General features: G+C 38.1%; 1 protein-coding gene and 1 pseudogene. One reads left to right on the top strand and one right to left on the bottom strand.

All coding sequences use genetic code 11. The features are described 5' to 3' along the window. Positions 1-399, bottom strand: a pseudogene (gene tnpA / locus H5968_RS26245) (IS200/IS605 family transposase); the annotation flags it as partial. Between the two features lie 78 nt (positions 400-477). Here tnpA and H5968_RS26250 point away from each other — a divergent pair. After that, positions 478-1662 carry an RNA-guided endonuclease TnpB family protein gene (locus H5968_RS26250; protein ID WP_187042073.1) on the top strand — a complete coding sequence of 395 codons (1185 nt, stop codon included), beginning with the start codon at positions 478-480 and terminating at the stop codon, positions 1660-1662. Positions 1663-1701 lie beyond the last annotated feature (39 nt).

Here is a 1701-nt window from a genome sequence, read left to right on the forward strand (position 1 = left end):
TCTTTGTAGGGCGATATAGTGTTTAACTGTTTCCGTACAAATATTACCAGCAGTGCTAACAAAATAACTAGGAGTCCACAAAGTAGGAAGTTTCAGTAACTCAGGAAATTCTTTTCTCAAGAAACAAGATGCCCTTCCCTTGATTTTGTTCATGATTTGAGATGGGTTGTCGGTGGGTTTGGCATTGATGAATAAATGTACATGGTCTGGCATAATTTCCATTGCGATAATTCACCATCTATTCTCATTGCAAACATCACAGATAATCTGCTGAAGTCGCTCCGCTATTGCTCCAGTGAGAACTTTTTTCCGGCGTTTAGGTATAAAAACAAAGTGGTAGTTAAGTAATGAAACCGCGTTACCTTCATGTCTGTACTCATCTGGAGAAAATTTAGCCATTTTGGAAATTACCTTTGCTTGGTGTATATAGATAGTGTATATTAGACAATATCTAAAACTCAAGGAGGTGATTAAGTAGTGCTGGTGTTAGAGTACAAAGCCAAATGCAACCAAAAACAAAAACAAGCTATTAACGAAGCAATCAGGACAACTCAGTTTGTCAGAAACAAAGCTATCCGCTATTGGATGGATAGCCCAAAAGAAGCAAAAGTTAACAGAATTGCATTAAATAACTACTCAACAGCACTACGAAAAGAGTTTAGTTTTGTAGAAGAATTAAATTCAATGGCTTGTCAATCTGCAACCGAAAGAGCATGGCAAGCAATTCAGAGATTTTACGACAACTGTAAAAAGAAAGTTGCCGGAAAGAAAGGGTATCCACATTTTCAAAAAGATAACCGTTCAGTTGAATATAAAACATCTGGATGGTCATTACACCCAACTAAAAGACGCATCACCTTTACTGATAAAAAAGGTATTGGTGAGCTTAAATTACTGGGTAAATGGGATATTCATACATATCCTATCAAGTTAATTAAACGAGTCAGGATTGTTAAACGTGCTGATGGCTTCTATGTTCAATTCTGTGTAGATACAGAAGTGAAACAAGAACCCAGAATGGCTGATGGTGAAATTGGTTTAGATGTAGGACTGGAGTATTTTTACTCTGATTCCAACGGATACCATGAACCTAATCCCAGGTTTCTCAGGAAATCAGAACAATCTATCAAACACGCTCAACGTCGTATTTACACCAAGGAAAAAGGTAAAAACCAAAGACGCAAAGCAAGACAAAGATATGCTCGAAAACATTTAAAAGTAAGTAGGCAACGGAATGAACACGCAAAGAGAATTGCGCGTAACGTAAACAAAGCTAACGCTTTAGTCGCCTATGAAGATTTAAAAGTTAAGAACATGGTAAAAAATCATTGTCTTGCTAAGTCAATTAATGATGCAGCTTGGTCTACTTTTTGTCAATGGCTAGAATATTTTGCTGTTAAGTTTAACAGTGTTGTTGTTGCTGTTGCTCCACATTACACATCACAAAAATGCAGTAATTGTGGTGCGATTGTCAAAAAATCTCTTTCAACTCGTACCCATAAATGTAATTGTGGCTGCGAGTTGCAGAGAGATGTGAATGCAGCAGTGAATATTTTAAATCTTGCCAAGCAAGCTAGGGGAGGGCATCCCCGAAGTCACGCTACAGGAGTTGGGATCTCTGTTCTGGTTGGCGAAAACCTGCTAGAGCAAATTCTGACGTAGAATGTAGAATCTCCGCGGCTTTAGCCCGGAGAGTGTCAA

It is taken from the genome of Sphaerospermopsis sp. LEGE 00249, assembly GCF_014299995.1.
Taxonomy (GTDB): domain Bacteria; phylum Cyanobacteriota; class Cyanobacteriia; order Cyanobacteriales; family Nostocaceae; genus Sphaerospermopsis; species Sphaerospermopsis kisseleviana.